Genomic DNA, 25,380 nt, shown 5'->3' on the forward strand with positions numbered 1-25,380 from the left:
AATATATCCAGTTCTACAATTACAAACGCAGACATTCAGCAATAGATTATAAGACGCCACATCAAAAATATAATGAGTTAAAAAAAGCGGCTTAAAATCTCTCCAGAAATACTTGACCATTACAGGGCGTCCCCTTCGGGGATAAAAGAGTAGGTCATTTCCAGGCGCCTGATGGACTTGAAATATTCGTAAATTGATTTTCAACCTACATCTTTAGCACCAGTGTAGCTTTGCCATTTATATTGATTATTTTATCTAATAGGTCATCACCTTCTTATCAATCATCTTATAAAAGCATCAACGTCACGGCAACGGTTAAATCTCAGAAATACGCAAGTAAAGGTGTTTTAACTCGCTGGTCAATTTAATCTGTACTAGGGGCACGTGTTTAGGCTGTCATTTCGGCTATTGATGTAGTCAGATAGTCGTTATAACTATGACCACGTTTTTATCGACTTAACGTTTTAAAATGACTAAACAATGGTTAATTACGGCGCTATGTAATACTCCAATGAATATTGATAGAGAAGGAGTATTTATGAATTTTTTCAAGGCAGGAAAATATCTGTTTTAAGGCCATTACTTTATTAGCAATGGACTTATTGTTTCAGATCGGTATACAAATAGGGAGGGACAATTTCAGAGTTCAGCTAATATCTTTTCTACGATAGGCTGATTGGCTTCTGGGAAGTCGTATTCTGCAATACTATGTATCGGCACCCATTCAATTTGCTGCTGTTCCATGCCTTTAGCTTGGTTTGAAAATTCAGTAATTAAATGAATATCAAGTCTGACGTGTTTATCTGGATAATCATGACTGATGTCCATGAAGGGAGTTGAATTAGCTACATCAAGATTAACTTCCTCTTTGAGTTCTCTAATTAACGCTTCAGTAACCGTTTCATTAATTTCCACCTTACCGCCAGGGAATTCCCACTTTCCACCTTGATGAAGGTGTCCGAGCCTCTTAGCCAGTAAAATGTGCCTATCTTGATTAATGATGACACCGACAGCGACATGAATTCTTTTTTGCAAGTGTTGCCCCTATCATTTCAACTTATTGTTTAAAGAAGTCACCTTCATCAAAACCAATGTCATCAAGCATATCTGGATCGATACTATTCTTCAGCGGAATAGCATGCTTCTCGCTGGCCCAGTCGCCAAGATCGATCAATTTACAGCGTTCGCTGCAAAAAGGTTTAAATAGGGATTCATCTTTCCATTCAACTTTGGTTCTGCAAATTGGGCAGTTTACTACTGTTAAAGGCATAATCATTCTTGGTTATTTATATTACTAGTGATGTTAAAGTGTTTATGTGCAGGTTGCTAGTGAGAACTCAACAGTTTCACTGGTATGACGATGTATATCGAAATCTACAAAATGAATGGCATAACGATTTCGATTGCCGCTGATGGTAGGGTAGCAGTTTTGATTGGAATTTATTTGTACTCGAATTAATGCCAGAGGTTGAACTGAGTTACCTTGGTAGAAACCCACTGGAGCTTGGCATAGACCAAAATCTGCTGTCGTTCGAATCAGTTCCAGAAGTAATGTGATTGGGGCTAGTAGAGGCTGGTATTGAATAAGCCAACTTTTGATATCTTGCTGTCGATGTTGCCAGTCTTTGCCAAGCCAAAAATGCAGCTGTGGAAAGTCGAAATTACAGTATGCGCCAGTCATGTTGAAGCGCTGTCGTAATGCAGAGATAAATTTGTCTTGTTTAAGGCTACAGCCAATTCTTTCTTGTGCTTGCAGTGGTAATTTTAGCGCGATAAGTCTTTGGGTGAGTTGATCCACTTGAGCATTATCTACATTTGAGTGGGCACGCCAATGAGAAATTATCTGAATCTGTTTTTCAATATCTTTTAAAATATCGGTGCGATAATCACAACGTTCAGTTAGTTCGGCAAGAGCAAATAAAGGGCTAAAACATTGATGTTGATTATCTTGTTCGGCATGCTGTTGCAACTGTAGGGCAAGGTTTTCTATACGTAAATAACTGCGTATTTTTTCATTTAATGGTTGTTCATAAATTAAATCAGTCATTGACGTTAGTTTCTAAATCGGCTGCTTGTTGTAAGTATTGTTGATGCAGACGAAGTACTTGACTGCGCAACAGCTCATATTCTCCTTGATTATCAATAATGTTATCAGCTTTAGCAAGTCGTTGCTCTCGAGTCATTTGACTCGCCAGAATATGCTCTACCTGTTGTTTACTGACACCATCACGTTGCATCGTTCTTGAAATCTGTAACTCTGGTGCTATATCTACAACCAAAGTAGTATCAACTAAACTATCTAAATGATTCTCAAATAGCAAGGGCACTACCATTATTACATATGCAGAAGTCGATGCTTGCACTTGGTCGAGCATCTTTTGGCGGATCATTGGATGGAGTAAATTATTAAGCCACAGACGCTGCTGAGGATTATCGAATACCTGTGCTCGTAGAGCTGCTCTATCAAGGCTAGCATCGGTTAGAAGTAGTGACTGACCAAAGTGTTGTACTATCGCGTTTAGACCGTCAGAGCCAATAGATACCACCTCTCGGGCGATAACATCTGCATCCACTAAGTCTATGCCATATTCTGCAAATAAGTTAGCCACGGTGGTTTTACCACTGGCAATACCGCCAGTTAACCCAACAACATACTTGTTTAATCTCATAACGTACTAAGATACCAATTAAGAATGTCATGTCCCCATACTAACGCTATCCAGCCTGCAGCAGCAATATAAGGACCAAAAGGGATTGGGTTACCTTTATTAAGTTGTTTAGTCATAATCATGGTTATACCCACTACAGCACCTACTAGTGAAGACAGTAAGATAATTAATGGCAGCATTTGCCAGCCTAACCAAGCACCGAAAACTGCTAATAGTTTAAAGTCACCGTATCCCATGCCTTCTTTGCCAGTGACTAATTTAAATAACCAGAATACCGACCATAAACTTAAATACCCTGCAGCAGCGCCAATAATAGCGTCTTCAGGACTAGTATAAATGCCTTTAAGGTTAATGATTAATCCTAACCACAGGATTGGTAACGTGAGTTGGTCTGGTAACAGCATTTCATCCAAATCGATGCCTGTTAACGCCACTAACACAAACGTTAGAATACTGGCATACACAAATTGCCATGTAGGGCCAAAATGCCAGGCTAATGCGGCAACTAATACACCAGTTAATAGCTCAATAATAGGGTAGCGGCTTGAAATGCTGGTTTTGCAATCGGCACATTTACCCTTAAGCATCAGCCAACCTAATATTGGCAGATTATGCCAAGGCTTTATATTGGTTTTGCATTTAGGGCAGGCAGAACCTGGCACTACCAGATTGTACTTTTCCGGAAAGGGATCGATGGCTTTCTGTAAACGCTCACTGCCTACTTGTTTGACAATGTCAGGATGATATTCGTTGAGATAAAAGTTACATTCGCTTTGCCATTCACGTTTCATCATCACCGGTAAACGGTGGATCACTACGTTGAGAAAACTGCCAATGGTGGCCGCAAAAATAAAGCTAATCGAAACAAAGACCCAAGGGTATTGAGTCATTGTTGTAATAAAAGTTGTGATAAATTCAGTCATTTTTTATAATTAATCTTATTCGTTATTAATTAAACAACGTTACCCATTTCGAAAATAGGCAAATACATACCAACAATAAGGCCTCCAACCAAAGTACCAATGACTACCATCATTATCGGTTCTATCAAGCTAGATAAGCCATCAACTGCATCATCAACTTGCATTTCGTATATGTTAGCCACTTTATTAAGCATTTCATCTAAGCCACCCGATTCTTCACCAATCATCACCATTTGAATTAGCATGTCTGGAAATAAGCCAGTGGTGCGCATGGCAACATTCATCTGCATACCCGACATCACTTCTTGGCGAACCTTTAATAGTGCTTTACGGTACACATAGTTACCAGAAGCACCTGCGGCAGACTCTAAACCATCAATTAATGGTACGCCTGCAGCAAAGGTTGTTGATAAGGTTCGAGCAAAACGCGACATAGACGCTTTGTGAAGAATGTCACCAATTACAGGTATCTTCAGTACTATTTGGTCAATTCGGTCGCGAAAACTTTGAGAATTACGATGAGTTCGTCTAAAAAGCCAGATCCCGATAACAATAGCTATTACAAAGAAGTACCATGAGCTTTGTAACCAGCGCGAGATACCAATAATCATTTGAGTAAATGCCGGTAATTCTGCACCGAAGCCATTAAATATATCTTCAAATTGGGGCACAACAAAAAGCAACAATAACGACGTAACAGCAATTGCTACAACTACGACAGCAGCAGGATAAAACATAGCTTTTTTAATTTTTGACTTTAATTGTTCAGCTTTTTCACGGTATGTCGCAATACGATCAAATACTGCATCGAGTGAGCCAGAATGTTCGCCAGCAGCGACTAAATCGACATATAAATCATCAAAATATCGTCGGTGAGGTCTCAGTGCATCTGAAAGTGGAATACCTGATTGGACATCGGATAAAATCGTTCCGAGTAATTCTCGGACTTTAGCTTTTTCATGGCCACGGCCAAGAAGTTCAATAGTTGTGACTAATGGGACACCAGCAGCAAGCATTGTGGCAATTTGTCGGGTAATCATCGCAATGTCCATTGCGGTAATACTTTTTTCTGTTTTCCATAAAGGCGCCGACTTTTTACGCACCCCTTTAGGGGTGACACCTTGTGCTTTTAACACACTACGGATTTCAGCAATCGTGGATCCTTTCAACTCACCAGAAGTACGTTGACCATCACGATTAACACCCTTCCATTGGTAAGTAAAAACCTTAGGTTGGTGTTTGGTTTTTTTTTTCGCCTTTGGCTTTTTCTTTGCTGTTGTCGTGGCCATGCAACCAATCCTTTTATTATTTCGCTGTATACACATTAAATCATTATTATAAATAGAGAATTATAATTTTAAATGTTTAATTTGCTATAATCGACTATAGACGAATTAAAAGCTGGTGACACGGTTAATTTCCGCAATACTGGTCACGCCATGAATGACCTTGAGTAATCCTGATTGACGTAAATCTCGCATCCCTTGTTGCTTGGCCAAGGTGGCTATTTGGAGAGAGTTGCCGCCCTCCATAATCGTGCGAGCAATTTCATCACTCATTTTCATGACTTCGTATATACCCACTCGGCCTTTATAGCCACCGGAGCACAGTTCACAACCGACCGGTTTAAATACGCTAAAACCTTCTGCAATATTGGTTTCAGTAAAGCCTAAACGTTGCATTTCAGCAACTGGGATTTCTTCTTCATGTTTGCATGCTGGGCATAGACGTCTGGCAAGCCGTTGGGCAATAATTAAGTTTACAGAGCTGGCAATGTTATAACCGGGAACACCCATGTTGATTAAGCGGGTTAAGGTTTCTGCAGCCGAGTTAGTATGCAGGGTTGATAACACTAAGTGACCCGTTTGCGCCGCTTTAATGGCAATTTCGGCTGTTTCTAAATCGCGGATTTCACCCACCATCACCACATCGGGATCTTGACGTAAGAATGAGCGAAGTGCTGATGCGAAAGTTAAACCAGCTTTTAAATTAATGTGGACTTGGTTTACACCCTCAAGATTTATTTCGACCGGATCTTCAGCAGTAGAAATATTACGCTCTTCAGTATTAAGAATATTGAGGCCGGTATACAAGGAGACTGTTTTACCAGAACCTGTAGGGCCGGTGACTAAAATCATCCCTTGCGGTTTGGCAAGCATTTCTTCGTATAATAATCGTTGATCATCTTCATAACCGAGTTTTTCAATACCCAGTTGGGCGGAAGATGAATCCAATATACGCATTACGATCTTCTCGCCCCAAATGGTCGGCAAGCTACTGACACGAAAATCGATAGATTTGGTGCGCGACAGCTTCATTTTAATACGGCCATCTTGTGGAACTCGGCGCTCGGCTATATCCAGTTTCGACATCACTTTTAAACGGGCGGAAATGCGGTTGGAGAGATTGACTGGAGGTTCGGATACCTCATGCAAAATACCATCAATTCGAAAGCGGATACGATAGCGTTTTTCATAAGGTTCAAAATGTAAATCAGAGGCGCCTTTTCGGATAGCATCGGTGAGAATTTTATTAATATAGATTACAATAGGCGCATCGTCACTACTATCACCGCTTGGTTCATCTCGCCTTTCAGTATCTGCCACTTCCATATTGGCCAAGGCTTCTTCATCTGCGCCGGCTAAGTCCAAACCCGAGATATCATCTTCGATGATCTTCTCAAGAATTTTTAGGAGTTTGTCATCTTCAACTAAAATTGCCTCAGCATGTAAGCCTAAACTAAATTGAAAATCCTCAAGAGCAGCAATATTGGTTGGATCTGATGTGGCGATGTAAAGACGATTACCACGCTTGAATAGAGGTAAGCATTTATGTTTTTCTATGAGCTTTTTATTGAGCAATTCTTCTGCGATTCCAGCTACATCAAATTCACTTAAATCAAGTAATGGAGTCCCATATTCTTCATAGCAAAGTTCAGCAATTTCTCGAGCAGAAAGTGTCTTATTTTGAATCAATGAAGTCACCAATGATCGCTTTGTTTTTCTTGAATCACTAATAGCTGCAGCAAGCTGCTCTTCACTTAATATATTCTTACGAATAAAAAGTGTTGATAAACCAAGGTGGAGTGCTGCAGATGCCATTGTGTTACCTTTTTCAAAAAATTCTTTGGTACGTCTCAATAAATAATAACAGAATTTTTCTGTATCGTAATTCTTATCTTGACTTTTATCGAAGCTAATGTTGCCATTTAATATAAATGGATTCTAAAAACATATCTGCGTTATTACACTGCTGGAATAAACCTTTATTTACATCTTTTATGTATTGTGAACACAACTGCTTGAACATATTTGCTATCTTTTGATGGTTGTCTACGGTGCTAGCAGGTTGCCAAGTATTTGATGATAGATTTACGTATATCATTTCATCTTGCATATCAGGAAAAGTAGCTAATAATTCCTCATCTATAATAATAGCACGCTGCTTTGCTGCAATACTCTCATTATATATAGCCTCCTTTACTATTAGTTTTCCATTTGGTGCAACCGTGTAAAAATTTATACCCTTAGCTAAGGTTTGTAATAGTTGTAGTTTACCTAATGACATGACTAATGGGTTTATAGAACTTTCTAAATATATCTCCCTTGACTTTTCTGTTTTTGATATTGGCAACCCGGTCATTGTGTTCTCTTTTTTTAAACCAAGCACTTTAATTAAAGTTGGAGTCACATCTATTAATGAATAATTTTTGTTCTGGCTGGCAGTAAAAACAGCTTCTTTTTCAGAATAATTCTTAAAAGCCAGCATTACTTTAAATTGGCTTTTACTTAATACATTTGTGCCATGCCCTTGAGAGTTAACAGTAAAATTTGCATTTTCAAACAAACTAGTAGGTCCATCATCTTTATTTCCAAAGCTTTCACCATGATCTGATAAAATGATTACAATTGAGTTCTGTAATATATTTCTCCTGCTTAATTCATTTAATAATTTTCCAAATTGCTCATCAGCTTGAGCTAACATTGATAAGTATAAATATTCATCTGGTTTACTTGAATCAAATTCATGTTTGGCTGGGAAAGTTAATCGAGCACTTTTAAAAGGCCAATGAGGTAAGGTTAAATGTGTTGCAAGAAAAACTGGTTTTTTTTCGTCTAGTTTATCAATTTCACTTGCTATTTCTTGAACAAAATTCAAAGGTTCGTACGTCCACCATGCAGATCGGTTGTTATAAATGTACGGTGAAATTAACCGAAGTGATGTATGATTTAAAAATAGTGATACGCTAGGTATGCTATTTAAACTAGTTATTAGAAACTCTGCAGCATCTGCTGGGGGGCCTATGATGGTTTGAAAACCATAGCTCTCATCAATATTGTTAAATCTCCTTTCATCTTGAGCCCATACAGTTTGATAACCATTTTCGCTTAGTAAGTGAGCTATACTTGAATTTTTATCAACAATTTCTAAAGGAGTTAAATTAAAGCGGGCATTAGTTTCTACTGGGTATTTCCCTGTTAAAATAGAAGTCCAAGAAACGAAAGTTCTTGCAACAGGTGTGTATACATTTGGAATATATTGAGCCTGATTTATAAATGCATCAATGCTAGGTGTTACGGAATTTTTGAATCCATTGATTGTTAGTACATCTGGCCTAAGTGAGTCAACACCTACGATTATAACATTTTTTTCTGCTGAGAAATTTTTCAGAGTAGGAGCTTGAATCGGTAAAAACAGGCAAAGTAGGATTAATGTTAAAATTATGATATGTCGTTTATGATTGACTATAGCTAAAAGTATTAATGCGCACGAGAGAGTAACTAAAATAAAAGGGAGGTCATTTTTTATTAAAAACTCATAGCTAGTAGGTGAAAAAGGGTAAATTAAACTGTTTAAACTAAATGCTACTAGTAAAAATATAACCCACGACATAATAATTGAAAGCTGTTTGTTAATTATATTTTTTATTCTAAATGACACTTCTATCAAAAAAGAAAAATATGCACACAGTAATATTATTATTAAACTGGTAAAAATAGTTTTGATGATAGATGAAACGAAATTTATACTTTTTAGTGCAGCCTTTAAAGTAGGAACCAAGTCTGCAGATATCTCATTTATAAAAATGTTGTTGTTTATCAAAGCAAAAAAAAAGAATGTTAAAAATAAAATAAAACTAATAAAGCTATGGATACGCATTAAAAAACCTTTAAATATAAAAGGCAGCAAATTTTGCTACCTTTTATCATATTGTCAAATTAGCGACAGTTTGCCGGTAAATATTTGTCATTCAATGTACTGTCAGTACATTTCCACTCTACATTACCAGCAGATGAAAAAGTGGGTGTTAAAATTAAATTACCGCTCGCAACTAAAGTAGTATCAAAAACAACACTAATCTTACCTGCAGTACCAACTGTAACAGATTTTACAGCATTCCCTTTAATTGATGATGCAGCAGAAAGCCCTGCAACTGAGTTAGATGTTGGGGCTGTGCCTTTTGAGGCGTAATATTCAGTAACAGCAGTTTTAGCGCCAGCAGCAAGGCTTAAACCTTCAGTAACATGACCACGTTTAGTGAAGTCTTGATAAGCAGGCAGTGCGATTGCAGCAAGAATACCGATAATTGCGACTACGATCATTAATTCGATAAGAGTGAAACCCTTAGCGTTTTTGATTTGGTTAATACCTTTCATTTTTCTCTCCGTAAAATAGGCTGTGGCAGTTTCAATCCTAGAGTTTTAGCACACTTGTTTATAGTTGAGTGTGCTAAATGGCAATCCATATGCCTAAGGCCTTACAGACACAAATATGTGACATTAATTGTCACGATGTCGTTTATGTCGTCGCTTGTGCATATTACTCATACCATTGTGTGCAATGATTTAAGTTTTATGTGTCCATGATGACAAGGTTTGTTAATTCTTTTTTCTAAAAATGTGCTTTAGAGGGCTAAACCTATGAAACATTTTCAGTATAACAAGTTTTACAGTTTAGCCATCGCTATGTTTGTTATCCATTGGACAGTAAATTCCATCACTTATAGATAGTAACAAGCTACTTACTTTATTGTGTCAGTATTGCATTTCGGCTGAGCTGCAATGCTAGTGTAAACGCTCGTTTTATTAATCGGTAATATTAATATCACTAACAAGCCGTTGAATCAATGTTACGTGATTGATAAAAAATAGACGTTTTTTGCAACTTTAGTATTGCAGTACATGGCCGAAAGGCCAACTCGCCTACATTAGACGTTAGTATAAACCGCCTAAAAAAGGAATAGTTTTATGATACAAATTAAAAATAAATGTCTAAAAATGCTCTGCTTTCGCATTTTCCGCACATTATACTCTATATGTTTTTTGACGTGCTAGGCATAGAGGAAAAATTATTTGACAAAAATGCAACAATGTCGGTTTATTGGCGCTTTTTCTGATGGCGGATGTGACAGGTTTATCGCTAAGCTAAAAGCCTAGGTTCTAGAACGCTGCGCTGATAGATGCTATAAAATCTTAGCAGCAAAGCTGTCACTAGAAGCGCAGCGACCTAGCAGGACGCAGTCCGCTCTAGAACCTAGAATATATAAGGGTTAAGCCTTTAATCGCAAAGACAAATCTAACGCTTTGACATGTTTAGTCAGTGCGCCTACCGAAATATAATCAACGCCAGTTTGTGCAAAGGTGGCTAGGGTGTCTAACGTGACATTACCTGAAACTTCTAATTTTGCGCCTTTAGCTTGATCTTTATAACGATTATTAAGGCTGACTGCGTCGACCATCATGGTGACGTCAAAGTTGTCGAGCATAATGATATCTGCTCCGCCATCAAGTGCTTGGGTGAGCTCATCAAGAGACTCTACTTCCACTTCTACTGGCTTGTTACCATCTAAAGCGCGTGCTGCTGTAATGGCTTGTGAGATGCCACCGCAAGCCATAATGTGGTTTTCTTTGATTAAGAACGCATCGAATAAACCAATGCGATGGTTTTTGCCGCCACCGCAGGTTACTGCATATTTTTGGGCGGTGCGAAGACCAGGAATAGTTTTACGGGTATCGAGCAATTGAGTATGGGTACCTGCAAGTTTATTAACGTACAATTTTGTTAAGCTGGCTACCCCTGATAAGGTTTGAATGAAGTTCATTGCTGTACGTTCGCCAGTTAAAATCGCGCGTGCTGGGCCAGATAGTTCGCATAACAATTGATTGGCTACAATTAAGTCACCGTCATCAACATGCCAATGCAGCACGACCTCACTGCCCAGTTGATTAAATACTTGCTCTGCCCACGCTTTACCGCAAAAAACCCCATCTTCGCGGGTGATTAACGCGCCGGAAACGTGTTTGTCTGCAGGGATAAGCTGAGCGGTAATATCAGCATTGAGCATATCGTGAATGGTATTATGGGCTGTGTGACCTAAGTCTTCATCAAGCGCTGTTTGCACTGCATGACGGATGTCGTTTTCTAACATAAGCAAAATCCTTGCTAAAGAGTGTAATAAGGCTAAACAGTATCTGCATTCAACGGAGTGTTTGTTACAGAAAGCATTTGTTAAAGATTACCATAACTTGGCTAGATACTGACACTACCCAGTCGGCAATTTTCAGCATGGGTATGGCCGTTTAATACTGTTAAATTCAGATTGAGAATGGTTAAATAACCTTAGTTTGGGATAATAAACGGTTATCGAACTGTCCTTTGCTCCGCTAACTGTGTTGCATTGACATACAATAGACCAGCTACTGGCACTGCTAATGATAAGTGGCAGCACTTTGTTAACTAAGCAAATGACAAGTTTGATATCCAATAGGCCAATTATTCTCGTTTTGGCTTAAATCCTATTGTTAACTCTGGTTGAGGTTATGTCGTTATGTTTAAAGGATGAATATGGCAAAAGGCTTATTAAAACAAGGTTGGTTAGCCAGCGCTAAAAAGTGTATTTCGCCCCATTTTAATTCACGGCCAACAGATGAGGTGAGTTTGTTGGTGATCCACAATATTAGTTTACCGGCGGGGTGTTTTGGCTTACCGCACATTGATGCACTTTTTCAAGGCTGCTTAGATATTGAGGCCGACGACAGTTTTGCTGAGTTGGCAGGTTTGCAAGTCTCGGCACACTTTTTAATTCGCCGCGATGGTGAAGTGGTGCAGTATGTGAGTTGTGATGACAGAGCATGGCACGCTGGTATCTCTGAGTTCAACGGGCGTAAAGGCTGTAACGACTTTGCAATTGGTATTGAACTAGAAGGCACCGATAGTAGTGGTTATACCGATGAGCAATATCATCAATTAATGCTGTTAACATTTGAGTTAATGGCGCAGTATCCTATGATTAACGTAAATAATATTGTTGGCCATTGTGATATCGCACCAGGGCGTAAAACAGACCCAGGTTTTAGTTTTGATTGGCCTCGATATAAGCAAGCCATTGCCGTTGCCGTTGCTTAGGCTAGTCTTGTGGACATAACTGTTGTTGGTCGCATTTGCTGAGAGCATTTGTAGCCATCGCCCACGTAAAAACGGTTCTTTAATGGCGATAGCAACAACTGAATTGAAGTTAAAAGGATATTCATGGCGTTATTTTCATTATTAGTGGCAATTCTAGTTGAGCGTATGAAGCTTCTGCCGAGTGGTTGGCAGTTCGATAGTGTGATGACGCGTTACCAAAAGCAGTTTTGGGATAGCCAATCGCTAAAATCACCATTCGGTGTGGTGATTGCCATCGTGTTGCCTGCTTTATTAGTGTTGTTGATCAGTTTTCTGCTTGATGGCATTTTTTTTGATTTATTGAGCTTGTTGTTTTGGGTGCTGATATCGATTATTTGCTTTAGTCACCAAACATTACGAATTGTGTTTAAACAGTATATTCAAGCGGCATGCCGCGGAGATGTACAAGCCTGTTACTGTTACGCTAGCGAGTTGGACTCTACAGAGCATTTGGATGTAGTGGACGAACAGGATTTAGGCCGCAAAGTGGGCCAAATGGTGGCGTGGATTAATTACCGCTATTACGGTGCTGTGGCGTTGTATTTGATATTTTTAGGCCCAGTAGGTGCAGTTTTATATTGTACAGTGCGTTTTTATAGTGAGTACAACAGTAAGAATAAGCTTGAAATGCCATTGGTCGACCGTTTACAAATGATATTTGATTGGTTGCCAAGCAGAGTGTTTAGTTTTGGTTATGTGTTAAGTGGTCAGTTTAGTTCAGGGTTAAGCGTTTGGCGACAATATGGTTTAAGTGTCAATACCGATGCTAAAACGATAGTGACCCATACTGCTGTTGCGGCAGAGTCTTTACCTGAAGTTGGAGATGCGCCGTTGAGTGTGCAATCTACCTTGGCATTACTGGCATTAAGTAAGCGTAACTTTGTATTACTGCTAACCATGGTTTCGGTATTAACCATTTTTGGATTTGTTAGTTAGACTCTAGGGCGCTAAGCGGATAGTGCGCTGCGCTTCTAGGGCGTACTTCGTCCTGCTAGGACAGCTTCGCTGCTAAGATTCTAGGACAGCTTCGCTGCTGAGATTTTATAGCCTCTAGAAGCGTAGCGCTCTAGTTTCTAGGACTTCCGGATAAATGGTCTGACCCCTTAAGCATAAATATCAGTTATGCTCTGGGCTTGAGCGTTTTAAACAAAGCGGTGTTCTTTTGTCGGTTTGCTGATAACTAGACACGGCTTGTATGATTTGATAAAGTGCGCTCTCTCATATTAATTGGTAAGACCAATTGACAATTGCTTGTTTAGGGAGCAGAGCGCTACATGGCTTATATTAAGATTAACCAGCCAAAAATTTCTGATGTGATCATGGAGCAATTAGAGCGGATGATCCTAGAAGGCAGTTTGCAGCCTGGTCAGAAACTACCTCCTGAGCGCGAACTCGCGGTGCAATTTGAAGTGTCTCGTCCTTCTTTACGTGAAGCGATTCAAAAATTAGAAGCTAAAGGGTTGCTCATGCGTCGTCAAGGCGGTGGCACCTATGTTAAAGAACAACTGTGGCAAAGCCTTGCCGATCCTATCGTTGAATTAATGCATAACGACTCTGAAAGTCAGTATGACTTACTCGAATTCCGTCACGCCACTGAAGGCATGATGGCGTATTATGCTGCGCTGCGTGGCACCGATTCGGATATGCAGAATATTCAAAAACGAATTATTGAAGTAGAAGCTGCGACGAATATTGAGGCTAAAGCTGCTGCCATTGTACGTTTTTATCGTGCGGTTGCTGAGGCGTCACACAATGTTGCTATGTTGCATTTAGTATTAAGTTTAACCCCTGTGCTGCACAAAAATGTCGCACAAAATCTGGAGCTTTTAAGCATACGCGAAGAAGCTTCCACCATGGCAAATGATCACAGACGCGCGTTACTGGCTGCGATTATACGCCGGGACCCAGACGCTGCACGTGAAGCTTCGAATGAGCACCTAAGCTACATAGAAGAAGTCATGTTGTCAGTAAGGGAAGAAGACAGTCGGTTGCAACGTAGTTTGCGCCGTTTAAAGAGCGGCGTGTAGCACTTGTCACTTTGAATAAGAATACACTTTTGCTGTGTCAACAAGCAGCAAAAAGCCGAAATATAATCCGTATATAGAGAAGGACTGCGAGATGTCTGAAGATATGCTTCAAGATTTAGACCCATCAGAAACCCAAGAGTGGGTTGATGCTCTACAAGCTGTGTTAGAGCAAGAAGGGCCTGAACGTGCACACTTTTTACTCGAAAAATTAATCGACAAAGCTCGCCGTAACGGTACTCACTTACCGTATAACGCGACAACTGCGTATTTAAACACTATTCCAGCAGGCCAAGAGCCAAACATGCCTGGCAACCAAGAAATGGAACGCCGTATTCGGGCGATTATTCGTTGGAATGCTTTGGCTATGGTGTTACGTGGTTCTAAGAAAGATTTAGAGCTGGGTGGCCATATTTCAAGTTTCGCGTCTAGTGCGACAATTTACGATGTGTGTTTTAACCATTTCTTCCGTGCGCCTAATGAGCATGACGGTGGTGATTTGGTGTATTTCCAAGGTCATATTGCACCTGGTATTTATGCGCGTTCGTTCCTTGAAGGCCGTATTACTGAAGAACAAATGGCTAACTTCCGTCAAGAAGTTGATGGCAAAGGACTTTCTTCGTACCCACACCCTAAGTTAATGCCTACTTATTGGCAGTTCCCGACGGTATCGATGGGTCTTGGTCCTATTCAAGCGATTTACCAAGCGCGTTATTTAAAGTATTTAACTGACCGTGGTTTAAAAGATTGTTCTAAGCAGACTGTTTACTGTTTCTTAGGCGACGGTGAGTGTGATGAGCCAGAAGCATTAGGTGCTATTGGTTTAGCTGCTCGTGAAGAATTAGATAACTTAGTCTTTATCGTTAACTGTAACTTACAGCGTCTTGATGGTCCTGTACGTGGTAACGGTAAAATTATCCAAGAACTTGAAGGCGAATTCCGCGGCGCAGGCTGGGAAGTGGTTAAAGTGATTTGGGGACGCTATTGGGATCCGTTATTGGCTCGTGATACTAGCGGTAAATTATTACAGTTAATGGAAGAAACCGTAGACGGTGAATACCAAAACTGTAAAGCCAAAGGCGGCGCGTATACGCGTGAGCATTTCTTTGGTAAGTACCCTGAAACTGCAGAAATGGTTGCTAACATGTCAGATGATGACATTTGGCGCTTAAACCGTGGTGGTCATGATCCTGTTAAAGTTTACGCTGCACTTGAACATGCACAGAAAACTAAAGGTCGCCCAACCGTTATCTTAGCTAAAACCGTTAAAGGTTACGGTTTAGGTGATGCAGGCGAAGGTAAAAACATCGCTCACAACGTCAAGAAGATGGGCGCTGAATCTATTCGCTACTTCCGCGATCGTTTCAATATCCCGATCCCTGATGACCAGCTAGAAGATCTGCCTTTCTATCATCCTGGTCCAGACTCTGAAGAAGTGAAATACTTGAAGAGTCGTCGTGAAGCATTATTAGGTTATTTACCGCAACGTCGTGAAAAGTTCACTGAAGAGTTAGACATTCCTTCATTGAAAATTTTTGATTCGATTTTGAAAGGCTCTAATGGCCGTGAAATTTCGTCAACGATGGCGTTTGTACGTGTATTAACCGCGTTATTGAAAGACAAGGGTATTGGCAAGCGTATTGTGCCGATTATTCCTGATGAAGCGCGTACTTTTGGTATGGAAGGTTTATTCCGTCAAGTGGGTATTTATGCTCACGAAGGCCAAAAATATATCCCACAAGATTCTGATCAAGTGGCGTACTACCGTGAAGATAAAACCGGTCAGGTTTTACAAGAAGGTATTAACGAATTAGGTGCAATGTCATCTTGGGTATCAGCTGCAACTAGCTACTCAGTCAATAACATGCCAACGATTCCGTTTTACATCTACTACTCTATGTTTGGTTTCCAACGTATTGGCGACATGGCATGGGCTGCTGGCGACATGCGCGCTCGTGGTTTCTTAGTCGGTGGTACTTCAGGCCGTACAACATTGAACGGCGAAGGTTTACAGCATCAAGATGGTCACAGCCACGTATTGGCTAACACTATTCCAAACTGTATCTCTTACGATCCAACTTACGGTTATGAAATTGCAGTTGTAGTACAAGATGGTATTCGTCGTATGTATGGCGAAAATCAAGAAGATATCTTCTTCTACCTAACCACAATGAACGAAAACTATGTTCAGCCAGAAATGCCAGCCGGTGCCGAAGAAGGTATTGTCAAAGGTATTTACAAGCTTGAAACCGTTGCCGGTAGTGGTAAAGGTAAAGTGCAGTTAATGGGTTGCGGTACGATACTTGAAGAAGTGCGTAAAGCTGCACAAGCATTAGCAAAAGACTTTGGCGTAAGCGCTGACGTATTCAGTGTAACTAGCTTTAACGAGTTAACTCGTGACGGCCAGGCTGCTGAGCGTTGGAACATGTTGCACCCAACAGCAAAACCTAAGCAAGCATATATTAGCCAAGTATTATCTGCAGACGCGCCAGCGATTGTGGCTACTGACTACATGAAGATATACGGCGAGCAATTACGTGCTTTCGTACCGACAGACTATAAAGTACTTGGTACTGATGGTTTTGGTCGTAGCGATAGCCGCGCAAACTTACGTCACCACTTTGAAGTAGACGCTAAGTTTATTGTTATTGCGGCACTGAAGTCTCTTGTTGATCGTAATGAAATGCCTGTTGATGTGTTGACTAAAGCCATCGCTGAATATGGTATTGATGCTGACAAGATTAACCCACAGTTCGCGTAAGGGGATACAAAATGGCTGAATTAAAAGAAGTTTTGGTTCCTAACATCGATACTGATGCAGTACAGGTTATTGAAATTTGTGCTGCGGTTGGTGATTATCTTGAAAAAGAAGCATCAATCATTACAGTTGAAAGTGATAAAGCGACCATGGACATTCCAGCACCTTTTGCTGGTACGTTAGCAGAATTAAAAATCGCTGTCGGTGATACCGTTTCTGAAGGTACCTTGATTGCGATGATGAGTGCAGCTAACGCTGCACCGGCTAAAGCCGAAGCAGCTGCGCCAGCACCTAAAGCTGAAGCGCCAGTGGCACAAGCAGCAGCTCCTGCACCAGTTACGCCAGTTGCCGCACCAAGTGTTGGTAGCTCAGAAGTGATTGAAGTAAAAGTACCTGATATCGGCGGAGACACAGACGTGTCAGTCATTGAAGTATTAGTTGCTGTTGGTGATAGCATTGACGTTGATACGGGGTTAATTACCTTAGAAACCGATAAAGCAACCATGGACGTACCGTCACCTAAAGCGGGTGTGGTTAAATCAGTGACAGTGGCCGTTGGCGACAAAGTGTCTGAAGGTTCATTGGTTATCACGCTAGAAGTTGCTGGTTCTGCGCCTGTTGCAGCTGCACCTACTGCATCTGCGCCACAAGCCGCTGCACCGGTTGCTCAAGCGGCTCAGGCCCCTGCAGCACAAGCCGCAACGACAACTCAAGTACAAGAAATTCATGTGCCTGATATTGGCGACGCCAATGATGTTGATATTATCGAAGTGTTGGTTTCGGTTGGTGATGAAATCACTGCAGATCAAGGGTTAATTACCCTTGAAACAGATAAAGCTACGATGGAAGTGCCAGCACCGTTTGCCGGTAAATTAGTGTCGTTAACGGTTAAAGTGGGCGATAAAGTGTCTCAAGGTAGCTTAATTGCGACCATTGAAACCACTAGCTCTGCACCAGTAGCGCAAGCTGCTCCTGCTCAAGCAGAGCCCGCTCCAGCGGCAGCCGCGCCAACTATGGCGGCTAATCGTCCATCCACTCCACCAGTGCCGTTTCACCCAAGTGCTGCAGTGACTGCGTCAACTGGCGTTGTTCATGCTTCGCCTGCGGTACGTCGCTTAGCGCGTGAGTTTGGTGTTGATTTAACCAAGGTTTCTGGTACTGGCCGTAAAGCGCGTATTTTGAAAGAAGACGTGCAAGCGTTTGTGAAATACGAATTATCACGCCCTAAAGCAACTGCTGCTACAGCGGTTTCTGGTGGTGCCGGTGGCTTAAACGTGATTGCAGCGCCTAAAGTTGATTTCAGTAAGTTTGGTGAAGTGGAAGAAATACCACTAAGCCGTATCCAGAAAATCTCTGGTCCTAACTTGCATCGCAACTGGGTAACTATTCCACATGTCACCCAGTTTGACGAAGCTGATATCACTGAGATGGAAGCATTCCGTAAGCAGCAGAACGACCTTGCCGCGAAGAAGAAAGCGGATTACAAGATCACTCCACTAGTGTTCATGATGAAAGCTGTCGCCAAAGCATTAGCTGAGTTCCCAGTGTTTAACTCTAGTTTGAGCCCTGATGGTGAGTCGCTTATTCAGAAGAAGTACTTCCACATTGGTGTTGCTGTTGATACGCCAAATGGCCTCATGGTTCCGGTGGTACGTGACGTTGATAAGAAAGGCATTGTTGAATTGTCGCGTGAGTTAACCGACATTTCTATCCGTGCTCGTGACGGCAAACTTAAGTCTGCTGACATGCAAGGTAGCTGTTTTACCATTTCAAGTTTAGGTGGTATTGGCGGTACGGCGTTTACGCCGATTGTTAACTACCCAGACGTGGCGATTTTAGGTGTATCAAAATCTGAAATTAAGCCAAAGTGGAATGGTAAAGAGTTTGAACCTAAATTAATGTTGCCGTTATCGTTGTCATATGACCATCGCGTTATTGATGGCGCAATGGCTGCACGCTTTAGTGTGACCTTGTCTGCGATACTATCAGACATTCGTACATTGATTTTATAACCACAAAGGTCGCTCATATGAGCGACCTTTTTATTGTGATCGGTTTCAAACAAATTGATTTGAGTATAAAATGCGCCCATCCCAATTTTTTAGTCCACAATTGAAAGAAATTGGAAGTGAAACGTAAGTTTCAAGCTGGCGACATCGACATTTGGGCCGATCCGTCTTTCACACGGAATGAACAAGATTAGAGGAAATCATGAGTAACGAAATCAAAACTCAAGTAGTCGTACTAGGAGCAGGCCCAGCAGGTTATTCTGCGGCGTTTCGTGCTGCTGACTTAGGCTTAGACACCATAATTGTTGAGCGTTTCAGTACCCTTGGTGGTGTGTGTCTAAACGTTGGTTGTATTCCTTCAAAAGCACTATTGCACGTAGCAAAAGTCATTGAAGAAGCCAAAATTGTTGCTGACCATGGTGTTGTTTTTGGTGAGCCAAAGATTGATTTAGACAAATTACGTAGCTTTAAAAATAAAGTCATTGGCCAATTAACAGGCGGTTTAGGCGGAATGTCTAAAATGCGTAAAGTTGATGTGGTTAATGGTTTTGGTAAGTTCACTGGCCCTAATAGCTTAGAAGTTACTGCTGAAGATGGCACTGTGACTGTTGTTCAGTTTGAACAAGCCATTATTGCAGCGGGTTCACGTCCAATTAAATTACCGTTTATTCCACATGACGACCCACGTATTTGGGACTCAACTGATGCACTTGAACTGAAAGAAGTGCCTGGTAAGTTATTAGTGATGGGTGGCGGTATTATTGGTCTAGAAATGGGTACTGTGTATTCATCTTTAGGCAGTAAAATTGACGTGGTTGAAATGTTTGACCAAGTTATTCCTGCTGCAGATAAAGACGTTGTCCGTGTATTCACTAAGCAAATCAAGAAGAAGTTTAACCTTATTCTTGAAACTAAAGTGACCGCAGTTGAAGCAAAAGACGACGGTATTTACGTAACAATGGAAGGCAAGAATGCACCTGCCGAACCTGTTCGTTACGATGCTGTTTTAGTCGCAATTGGTCGTTCACCTAATGGTAAGTCTTTAGCTGCTGAAAAAGCAGGTGTGAATGTTGATGAACGTGGCTTTATTAACGTTGATAAGCAGTTACGTACTAACGTACCGCATATTTATGCTATCGGTGATATCGTTGGTCAGCCTATGTTGGCTCATAAAGGTGTGCATGAAGGTCATGTTGCAGCGGAAGTGATTTCGGGCATGAAGCACTACTTCGATCCTAAAGTGATTCCATCAATTGCTTATACTAATCCTGAAGTAGCATGGGTCGGTTTAACTGAGAAAGAAGCGAAAGAGCAAGGTATTGCTTACGAAACCGCAACTTTCCCTTGGGCTGCAAGCGGCCGTGCAATCGCTTCAGATTGCAGTGAAGGTATGACTAAGTTAATTTTCGACAAAGAGACTCATCGCGTGATCGGTGGTGCTATTGTTGGATCTAACGGCGGTGAATTATTAGGTGAAATTGGCCTAGCAATTGAAATGGGTTGTGATGCTGAAGATATCGCATTAACGATTCATGCTCACCCAACATTGCATGAGTCTGTAGGCTTAGCGGCTGAAATGTATGAAGGTTCAATTACTGACTTACCTAACCCTAAAGCGGTTAAGAAGAAGTAATTAACGCTGACTAAATAGCCTTAAAAAAAGCATTCCATTTTGGGGTGCTTTTTTTTGTCTTTTTTCTGATATTTTAGGCTAGTCTTAATGATTAATATGTGTGAGTTATATTACGTTATAGGGCATTTCACAACATGTTGATTTAGCAGAATAGAAAGCGAATCGAATAATGATTCAATCGGGGGTGACTTTCCTACTAAAATAATGTTAAAACATTAATATTACTTATAAAAATCGCATTCAAGTCGTTAACAATAAAAATAAGTGATATTAACTTTTTTGGCTAGTAACCGATCCATCACAACACCAAGATGATTAATGTGTCGATGATGATAAGCCTGTTTTTTGCTACGTGTGGGGCTTGCCTGCATTTGATCACGTAAAGGATAAACTGAATTTATGACCAGAGCAGTATTGGTGAGCCTAGGCTGTTTTATATTGTCTTTATTTACTGTATTGCCTGCGTGTAGTGCAGACATTGTTCAGCGAGTCTTTAACGCCAAAGATGGCTTAGCTAATGCGACGATTCAAGACATTAGTTTTGACCGTTATGGTTATGTTTGGCTGGCGACTCAGCAAGGTCTTTATCGCGTTAGTAATAGTAAAGTAAGGCGTATTGATAAAGTGGGTTTTGATTCGGTACTTGATGACGAATTGATTACAACAGTGGTTAATTCTGGCCAAGACCATTTACTTGTTGGCACCAATTCCTCGCTATATCTTTACAGTATTTTAGATAATCACTTCAGTTTATTGCTTAAACCTGAAGATAATGATGCGACTAATATCAATAACAGTATTCGTGTGGCGGCAACTCAGCGTCAGCTTGATGGACGATTGCTGATACTCGCTTATTCTGGTCAAGTGTATTATTTTGATGATGCTTCTCAGCAATTGTCTTTATCTCCAAGTCATTCTTTAGACCATAATTTACCTTGGCGCAATGCGCTTGAATTGCACAATTCCCAGTATTTGTTTTCAACTAATCACGAGCTTCAACTTCACCAAGCCGATGGTAGCTTCATTGGTCTATTTTCGTTGTCTGATAAAAATGATTCCATCAGGAAGTTGTTTCAAGATAGACAACAACGAGTGTGGATGCTGACATCGAAAGGTTTATTTAAGGTCAATACTGAAACGCTTACGGTGCAATCTGTGCCTGAGATTCCCTATTATGTTGACCAAATGGAGCAAGATCTTAATGGTGACTTGTGGATTTCAAGCCGAGCAGGATTGATTTTTTGGAGTCCAGAAAACAACAAGTTAACCGTATACCATGACGAGCTTAAACAGCGAGCTAATATTGATTACATTCATGATATGGCTGTGGATTCTGAAGGTTTACTGTGGGTTGGTGGCTCTGGTGATGGGTTAGCGGTGATAGCGGGTAAACCTCATTTTTTAATTGAAGATTATTCTAAAAAGCCGCCTTATCAACTTGATAATGAAATGGTGTGGTCGGTATACAGCGAAGGCGATAAGGTGTGGCTAGGCACCGATGGTGGTTTGTCTGTCGTTAACACTCAAAACCAAACCTCAACCATGGTAATCCCCAAAGGATTTGAACTGAGTGACAGTATTTATCGAATTGAGTCTTTAAACGCACAGCATCTTGTGTTGGCCACGACCAGTGGCTTATATGTTGTTAATAAATTGACTAATGCCAGTACCGACTTTGCGACTTGGAGTGGTGGTAAAGAGTCACTGGACGATAGAATCGTCATTGGTATTTATCGTGACGAGTTACTGAGTGATGTGATTTGGTTTACCACCACTAAAGGATTGTATTATTGGCAAGATGGTAATACTGATTTGACGTTACAAGTTTTATCAGATGGCCAGCAGTCATTAAGTCATACGCTATATAAAGCCTTATTAAGGGATGATGCTGATCATTTATGGATTAGTGGCAGTAAACATTTTGGCTATTTAACGACTACGGGTGAATATATTTCTAAAGTGGATGTATTTGCTGATTTTACAAATGTCCCAACCATGAATAGTCTTATGCAAGTGGCGCCGGGGGTTATATGGCTAGGCACGTCCCAGCAAGGTATTTATCAATTCAATACTCAAACCGATGAGCTTATTTCGCTGGATCAACAGTGGAAGATTGATTGTAAAGTGGTGTTCTTTTTACAGGACACTGAAGCAGACCATATTGTTGGCTGTGCCAGTGCCATTATTAAGGTTAATAAGGCGACAGGTAAAGTCAGTTCGTTTAGCCATAAAGACGGTTTTATTTCCGATGAATTTAATGAGTCGGCAAAGTTTTATGACCCTGCAAAAGGCTTTTTTGTGGGTACGCCAGACGGAGCGATGTTAATCGATCTCGATAAACTAGCGCCGCGGACTGTAAATGACAAAGTGATACTTGAATCTGTGTCGGTATTTTATGAAAACAATACCGAGGTTTATCTCATTCCAAGTCAATTGTCGCAAGTCGAACCGGGTGCCAGCTTAATTAGCTTTCAAATTGCCGTGCTCGATTACCTTGATGATAAGCCAATGACCATACAGTATCGTTTGGTCAAAGATGGCGCAGACTCTGGCAATTACGTGTTATTAGAAGGCCAGTCACAGATTAATATTACCGGTTTAAGCGCTGGGTCGTATGCACTTGAGCTTTTATATAAAAGAAATGGCGTGTGGTCGAATGAGCCATTTCAATATCGATTTACTGTAAAGCAGTTTTGGTGGCGCTCACAACAATTTAAAGGCGCATTGATTTTTAGCATATTACTGATAGCCGCCATTATATTGTTATATAGACAGCGGCAAATTCATCGGTTTAAGCAAATGAATCATGCTTTGGTTGAAAGTGATGAACGCCTACGTCAATCGTTAAAAGGCAGCGATTCGGACCTATGGGAGTGGCATAAATCAACACAAGTGCTGTCACTCGATAATCGCGGTGGTGTATTAGGACCAGAGCAGCAGATTGACGTTAAACTAGAAGAGATCCCAATTCATCAAGACGATGTTGAGAGAATCACATCGGTTTGGCAGGACCTTGTTAACGGTAACGTCGAGATGATTGATGCCGAGTATCGATATCGTAATCAGCATGATCATCAGTGGCATTGGTTACGAATTAAAGGCCGTGCTATTGAGGTAGATCTTAACAATGGAAGATTAATTTATGCTGCAGGGATGTATACCGACATCACTCAACAAAAAACCCTTGAAAGTGAGGTTAATTTATTAGCCCAAGCATTTGAAAATACTTCCGAAGGCATGTTGATATTAGACATGAAAAAGAACATCAAAATTAGCAATGCTGCGGCTAATTTAATTCTAGCGGCTAAAAAGAGTGATTTGGCCGGCACGCCTTTTTCCGACTTAGTGTTTGAGACCGTAGAACCTTTTGATATGAACGATGTGTTCGATAAGGAGCGCTTTTGGACCGGAGAATGTGAATTTAATTGTAGTGATGGTAGCCGATGCCCTGTTTGGATCAATGTATCGACCATGTTCAATATGAATGGTTCGGCATTACATTATGTGGTGGTGTTTTCTGATATCACTGAACGTAAGCATAATGAGTTACATCTGCGCCGTTTAGCAAACAATGACATGTTAACCGGCTTAGCTAATCGAGCGATGTTTTCGCGCCGATTGGGCCAGGTTATTGAAATAGCAAAACAGCATAAAGAAACCTTAGCACTATTGTTTTTAGACCTCGACAGATTTAAACATGTTAACGACTCATACGGTCACAGTATGGGTGATGCATTACTCGTTGAAGCTGCAAGTCGACTACAGTCTTGTTTGTCTGAAGAACATTTATTGTGTCGTTTTGGTGGTGATGAGTTTGTTATTTTGCTGCGTGATGCAAAAGACGTCGACACCATTAACCACATTGCCAAACAGTTATTAAAACAAATCGAAACGCCTTTTAAATTATACGGTCGAGAATTTTTTATTTCGACCAGCATTGGTATTAGCATTTGGTCTGGCGATGATCAAACGCCTGAAACCTTAATTAAAAACGCCGATTTAGCCATGTACCATGCTAAAGAGGAGGGCCGTGGTAATTTTCAATATTATTCAGCAGAACGGAATGCAGAAGCCTTATATCACTTACGCATAGAGGCTGATTTGCATCGAGCGATACTGTGCAATGAATTTGAATTGTATTACCAGCCTCAGATAGATGTTAACCAACAAAACAGTATTGTTGGCGTTGAAGCGTTAATTCGTTGGAAACACCCAAAAGATGGCATGGTTAACCCCGATGTGTTTATAGGTATTGCAGAATCCTGTGGTTTAATTGTTGAGATTGATCGTTGGGTGCTAACTCAAGCTTGTCTCGACGGTGCAGATTGGCATCAGCGATACCAAAGCGACATAAAAGTGTCGGTTAATGTGTCTGCAATGCATTTCAGACAGCCAGACTTTATCGACTTTTTAACCGCAACATTACATCAAACTGGCATGCCTGCTAAATGTTTGTCGGTAGAAATTACCGAAGGCGTATTGATGAAAGAAATTGCTATCGCCAGCCAGCATTTACTCGCGTTGGAGCAGTTAGGTATTGATGTTGCTATAGATGATTTTGGTACAGGTTATTCGTCGCTTGCGTATTTACGTTCATTCCAAGTCAATATTCTGAAAATAGATCGCTCGTTTTTAATTCATATTGACAACCATCAAGCCGATCAAGCCATTGTGAGCAGTATTATTGAATTAGCACGTAACCTATCGCTTGAAGTCGTGGCTGAAGGTGTTGAAACATCTGAGCAACTTGCACAAGTCGTTAAGCGTGGTTGTCATATTATTCAGGGATATTATTTTGCCAAGCCGATGCCCAAAGCCGAACTTGAGCTCGATATTAAGCGACAAATGGGGATTAATGAATGATGAGTTCATTAGTGATGGCAGGGTAATCTTGTTACTGCTATCCATTAGTATGGGTA

General features: G+C 40.7%; 17 protein-coding genes. 7 read left to right on the forward strand and 10 right to left on the reverse strand.

All coding sequences use genetic code 11. The features are described from left to right. Positions 1-639: 639 nt before the first annotated feature. From mutT to nadC, 10 genes are all read right to left on the reverse strand, one after another. Positions 640-1,035, reverse strand: a complete 396-nt coding sequence (gene mutT / locus H5125_RS09190) for an 8-oxo-dGTP diphosphatase MutT (RefSeq protein ID WP_182744086.1) — start codon at positions 1,033-1,035, stop codon at positions 640-642. 22 nt (positions 1,036-1,057) lie between these two features. Continuing rightward, positions 1,058-1,270: a DNA gyrase inhibitor YacG gene (yacG, locus tag H5125_RS09195; RefSeq protein WP_162024085.1), complete on the reverse strand. Its 213-nt coding sequence runs from the start codon at positions 1,268-1,270 to the stop codon at positions 1,058-1,060. Between the two features lie 42 nt (positions 1,271-1,312). Beyond that, complete coding sequence (gene zapD / locus H5125_RS09200) at positions 1,313-2,047, reverse strand: cell division protein ZapD (protein WP_182744087.1); 735 nt, start codon at positions 2,045-2,047, stop codon at positions 1,313-1,315. Beyond that, entirely contained in the window at positions 2,040-2,669 is a 630-nt protein-coding gene (gene coaE / locus H5125_RS09205; RefSeq protein ID WP_182744088.1) for a dephospho-CoA kinase, read from the reverse strand. Before coaE ends, zapD begins: the two co-directional genes overlap by 8 nt. Beyond that, positions 2,666-3,592 carry an A24 family peptidase gene (locus tag H5125_RS09210; RefSeq protein ID WP_182744089.1) on the reverse strand — a complete coding sequence of 309 codons (927 nt, stop codon included), beginning with the start codon at positions 3,590-3,592 and terminating at the stop codon, positions 2,666-2,668. The genes coaE and H5125_RS09210 overlap by 4 nt, the downstream gene beginning before the upstream one ends. Positions 3,593-3,621: 29 nt before the next feature. Further along, positions 3,622-4,881 carry a type II secretion system F family protein gene (locus H5125_RS09215; protein WP_182744090.1) on the reverse strand — a complete coding sequence of 420 codons (1,260 nt, stop codon included), beginning with the start codon at positions 4,879-4,881 and terminating at the stop codon, positions 3,622-3,624. A gap of 105 nt (positions 4,882-4,986) precedes the next feature. Further along, a complete protein-coding gene (pilB, locus tag H5125_RS09220; RefSeq protein WP_182744091.1) occupies positions 4,987-6,693 on the reverse strand; it encodes a type IV-A pilus assembly ATPase PilB in 1,707 nt (568 codons plus the stop codon). Positions 6,694-6,787: 94 nt separating this feature from the next. Further along, positions 6,788-8,752, reverse strand: coding sequence for a sulfatase-like hydrolase/transferase (locus H5125_RS09225; RefSeq protein WP_182744092.1), 1,965 nt, complete (start codon positions 8,750-8,752; stop codon positions 6,788-6,790). Between the two features lie 59 nt (positions 8,753-8,811). Continuing rightward, positions 8,812-9,231 (reverse strand): pilin, encoded by a 420-nt coding sequence (locus tag H5125_RS09230; protein WP_182744121.1) that lies wholly within the window; start codon positions 9,229-9,231, stop codon positions 8,812-8,814. Between the two features lie 911 nt (positions 9,232-10,142). After that, positions 10,143-11,021: a carboxylating nicotinate-nucleotide diphosphorylase gene (nadC, locus tag H5125_RS09235; protein ID WP_101087723.1), complete on the reverse strand. Its 879-nt coding sequence runs from the start codon at positions 11,019-11,021 to the stop codon at positions 10,143-10,145. A 416-nt stretch (positions 11,022-11,437) separates the two neighbouring features. Between nadC and ampD the strand changes: the two genes are divergently transcribed. The 7 genes from ampD (at position 11,438) to H5125_RS09270 (ending at position 25,324) form a co-directional block, all read left to right on the forward strand. Next, positions 11,438-11,998: a 1,6-anhydro-N-acetylmuramyl-L-alanine amidase AmpD gene (ampD, locus tag H5125_RS09240; RefSeq protein ID WP_182744093.1), complete on the forward strand. Its 561-nt coding sequence runs from the start codon at positions 11,438-11,440 to the stop codon at positions 11,996-11,998. A 123-nt stretch (positions 11,999-12,121) separates the two neighbouring features. Beyond that, on the forward strand, positions 12,122-12,973 hold the full coding sequence (ampE, locus tag H5125_RS09245) for a beta-lactamase regulator AmpE (protein WP_162024076.1): 852 nt from the start codon (positions 12,122-12,124) through the stop codon (positions 12,971-12,973). 338 nt (positions 12,974-13,311) lie between these two features. Then, positions 13,312-14,064 (forward strand): pyruvate dehydrogenase complex transcriptional repressor PdhR, encoded by a 753-nt coding sequence (gene pdhR / locus H5125_RS09250; RefSeq protein WP_101087720.1) that lies wholly within the window; start codon positions 13,312-13,314, stop codon positions 14,062-14,064. Between the two features lie 91 nt (positions 14,065-14,155). Next, on the forward strand, positions 14,156-16,822 hold the full coding sequence (aceE, locus tag H5125_RS09255) for a pyruvate dehydrogenase (acetyl-transferring), homodimeric type (protein WP_182744094.1): 2,667 nt from the start codon (positions 14,156-14,158) through the stop codon (positions 16,820-16,822). 11 nt (positions 16,823-16,833) lie between these two features. Then, positions 16,834-18,831, forward strand: a complete 1,998-nt coding sequence (gene aceF, locus H5125_RS09260; protein WP_182744095.1) for a pyruvate dehydrogenase complex dihydrolipoyllysine-residue acetyltransferase — start codon at positions 16,834-16,836, stop codon at positions 18,829-18,831. 199 nt (positions 18,832-19,030) lie between these two features. Then, complete coding sequence (gene lpdA / locus H5125_RS09265) at positions 19,031-20,461, forward strand: dihydrolipoyl dehydrogenase (protein WP_101087717.1); 1,431 nt, start codon at positions 19,031-19,033, stop codon at positions 20,459-20,461. Between the two features lie 399 nt (positions 20,462-20,860). Further along, positions 20,861-25,324, forward strand: a complete 4,464-nt coding sequence (locus H5125_RS09270) for an EAL domain-containing protein (RefSeq protein WP_182744096.1) — start codon at positions 20,861-20,863, stop codon at positions 25,322-25,324. Positions 25,325-25,380: the final 56 nt, after the last annotated feature.

Source organism: Shewanella sp. SR44-4, assembly GCF_014163715.1.
In the GTDB taxonomy this organism is placed as follows: domain Bacteria; phylum Pseudomonadota; class Gammaproteobacteria; order Enterobacterales; family Shewanellaceae; genus Shewanella.